Source organism: Desulfovibrio sp. (genome assembly GCF_035644575.1).
Classification (GTDB): domain Bacteria; phylum Desulfobacterota; class Desulfovibrionia; order Desulfovibrionales; family Desulfovibrionaceae; genus Desulfovibrio.
In genome coordinates, this window is sequence record NZ_DASQOG010000064.1 from 1 (window position 1) to 2,846 (window position 2,846).

Annotated in this window: 4 protein-coding genes; 3 read left to right on the plus strand and 1 reads right to left on the minus strand. The window is 59.5% G+C overall.

What is annotated here, in order from left to right:
* Positions 1-835: rod shape-determining protein (locus VEZ52_RS03135; protein ID WP_324835492.1), on the plus strand; the 835-nt coding region annotated here is incomplete at its 5' end.
* 119 nt (positions 836-954) lie between these two features.
* Complete coding sequence (locus tag VEZ52_RS03140) at positions 955-1,743, plus strand: inositol monophosphatase family protein (protein WP_324835493.1); 789 nt, start codon at positions 955-957, stop codon at positions 1,741-1,743.
* Between the two features lie 91 nt (positions 1,744-1,834).
* Here the strand turns inward: VEZ52_RS03140 and VEZ52_RS03145 are convergent, their stop codons facing one another.
* On the minus strand, positions 1,835-2,350 hold the full coding sequence (locus tag VEZ52_RS03145; protein WP_324835494.1) for an NUDIX hydrolase: 516 nt from the start codon (positions 2,348-2,350) through the stop codon (positions 1,835-1,837).
* Between VEZ52_RS03145 and rimI the strand changes: the two genes are divergently transcribed.
* Positions 2,349-2,807 (plus strand): ribosomal protein S18-alanine N-acetyltransferase, encoded by a 459-nt coding sequence (gene rimI, locus VEZ52_RS03150; RefSeq protein WP_225529810.1) that lies wholly within the window; start codon positions 2,349-2,351, stop codon positions 2,805-2,807. The genes VEZ52_RS03145 and rimI overlap by 2 nt on opposite strands.
* The last annotated feature ends 39 nt before the right edge of the window (positions 2,808-2,846 follow it).

Below are 2,846 nucleotides of genomic sequence, written 5' to 3' on the forward strand. Positions count from 1 at the left end.
CCAGCGCATCAAGGCCGTGCGCCCCATGAAGGACGGCGTCATCGCCGACTTCGACATCACCCGCGAAATGATCTCCTACTTTGTGCGCAAGGCCATTACCGGGCTGCGGCTGGTCAAGCCCTCCATGGTCATCTGCATTCCGACGGGCATCACCCAGGTGGAAAAACGCGCGGTCATCGACTCGGCCATTCTGGCAGGCGCTGCCGATGTGGCCATGGTCGAGGAACCCATGGCGGCGGCAATCGGCGCAGACCTGCCCATTCACGAGCCTCTGGGCAATCTGGTGCTCGACATTGGCGGCGGCACAAGCGAGGTGGCTGTAATTACCATGGCGGGCATTGCCAATGCGCAGTCTGTGCGCGTGGCGGGCGATGCCATGAATATGGCCGTGCAACGCTACATGCGTGATGTTTTCCGCATGGAAGTTGGCGACAATACAGCGGAAAACGTGAAGAAAATTCTTGGTTCCGCCATGCCCATGCCCAATGCGCCGGTGCTCGAAGTTTCGGGCAAGGATCTGGTTCGCGGCGCGCCCCGCGTGGTCAAGGTGACGGAAGGCCATGTGCGCGAAGCCCTGCGCGAGCCTGTGCTGGCAATCCTTGGCGCAGTGATGCGCGCGCTGGAAAAAACGCCGCCTGAACTGGCTGCGGATATTTACCGTAACGGCATGCTCATGGCTGGCGGCGGTTCTCTGCTCAAGGGGCTGGATCAGTTTATCGCCAGAGAAACGCGCCTCAAGGTTTTTGTGGACAAAGACCCCCTGACCACCGTGCTGCGCGGCACAGCCCGCGCCATGCTTGACCGCCAATTGTACCATTCTGTCTTTATTAACTAGCTGCGCCAGCCCCGCTTGCCGAGAGGCCGCGACAATCCATTTTCTGAAAACTGTCTGCTGCGGGGTGACCACCCTGCGGCATTTTGCGTTGCAGAACCCGCACGCGTAAAGGAAGCCCCATGTTTGCATCACAGGATATTTTGCAGGGATGTCTGGAAATTGTGCGCCAGAGCGGCGACATTGTGCGCGAGCACTGGGCAAAGCCCAGCAACGTGCGGCACAAGGGCCGTATTGATCTGGTCACGCAGACAGATCTGGCGGTGGAAGCCTTTTTGAAGGAAAAACTGGCAAACCTTGTGCCCGGCGCCGCCTTTATGGCTGAGGAAAGCAGCGAAAGCGAGAAGGAACCGGGCGGCCTGTGCTGGATCATCGACCCGGTGGACGGCACAACCAACTTTGTGCACCGCATCCCGCAGGTGGCGACCTCAGTGGCGCTCTGGAACAAGGATCATGTGGAGCTTGGCGTGGTCAACATTCCCATGATGAACGAATGCTTCAGCGCGCAGCGCGGGCAGGGCGCGTACCTCAACGGCGCGCCCATAAGCGTGAGCAAGGCTGAAACTTTGGGCGATGCGCTGGTGGCCACGGGCTTTCCTTATGACTTTAGCGGGCGGCTCAACAGAATACTGGAACGCCTCTCCCTTGTGCTGCCCAAAAGCCAGGGCCTGCGGCGCATAGGCGCGGCGGCGGTGGATATGGCCTATGTGGCCTGCGGCAGGCTGGACATGTTTTATGAGGAAGGGCTGAAACCCTGGGATTTTGCCGCTGGCCTGCTGCTGGTGGAAGAAGCCGGGGGCAAGGTTACCAACTTGCGCGGCGAAGCCCTGCATTTTGGCGATGTGCTCATGGCCTCCAATGGGCTGGTGCATCAGGAAGCTGTTGATCTGCTTGGCCCCACAGCCGTATAAGACACAGCGCTGCACGGCCTGCGCGCAGGCTGCGGGCAGGTTTTACAACTGGCAGGTTTGCGCGCGGGTGCATTAAGGGCGTGCGGGCAGGTCAGCGCGGGCGCACAAGGCCAGACTGCACCGCCTGCCGCAAAAAGGGCGAAAGCAGTTCGCCAAAGTGCACGCCAAGGCCCCGCAGTTCGTCATAATCGACCAGCATGTGCTGATCCGGGTCGCGCACGGCGGCGGCAGCCAGCGAAGAGGGCATGCGGCCCTCATACAGCGCCACAAAGGCGTTGAAGTTGTCCGGCCCCGGCGGGGAAACGCCGAGCGGCAGTATGCGCCCTTCGTGGTTCCAGTCGCTGTTAAACAGCTCCTGCGCCTTGTGCTCGCTCGATTGCCCGGCGGGCAACCGCCCGAAGGACGAAAATCCCCAGCCAAGGCCAGGGCGGTGCGTCAGCAGGGCGCGCCCAAGCCGGTCGCGCACAAGCAGGCCCACTGCCCGGTGCCGCAGGTTCTGCCGCAGTATGTCCTCGCCTCGCATGATGCACAGCGGTATATTGTTGTGGTCTACAACCTCCTGCAAGTCAGGAGTGTTGCCTAATGAAGGATAAAGGCTGATTTTCATGAATGCTTCCACAGTGCGGGACGAACGCCTTCAGATGCTTGGGCCGCAGCATGCCGCCGCCATGTACGAGATTGAGCGCCAGTGTTTTCCTCTGCCCTGGTCAGAAGAGCAGTGCGCTGCCGCCTTTGGGCAAAAGGCTTTTTCGGCACTGGGAATGTTTCGGCATGAGGCGCTGATTGGCTATATATCAGTGTATCACACGCTGGATGAACTGGAAATACTCAATCTTGCAGTTTTGCCGGATGAACGTCGCAGAGGCCACGGGCGGCGTATATTGGGCGTGGTCTTGCGCCTTGCGCGTAAAATGGCTATAAACAAAATCTTGCTTGAAGTCAGAGTGGGCAACAGGCCCGCCATTTGTCTGTATGAGAGTTGCGGCTTCAAGCGAGAGGGCGTGCGCAAAAAGTATTATACCGATACTGGCGAAGACGCGCTCATTTATCTTTGTTCCATCTGATCCTTGAGGACGCCATGCAAAAAATATTTGCCGCCAACT

Excerpts from the sequence above, each read along its gene's own strand:
- rimI (WP_225529810.1), top strand. The coding sequence starts at position 2,349 with ATGAATGCTTCCACAGTGCGGGACGAACGCCTTCAGATGCTTGGGCCG.
- VEZ52_RS03140 (WP_324835493.1), top strand. The coding sequence starts at position 955 with ATGTTTGCATCACAGGATATTTTGCAGGGATGTCTGGAAATTGTGCGC.
- VEZ52_RS03145 (WP_324835494.1), bottom strand. The coding sequence starts at position 2,350 with ATGAAAATCAGCCTTTATCCTTCATTAGGCAACACTCCTGACTTGCAG.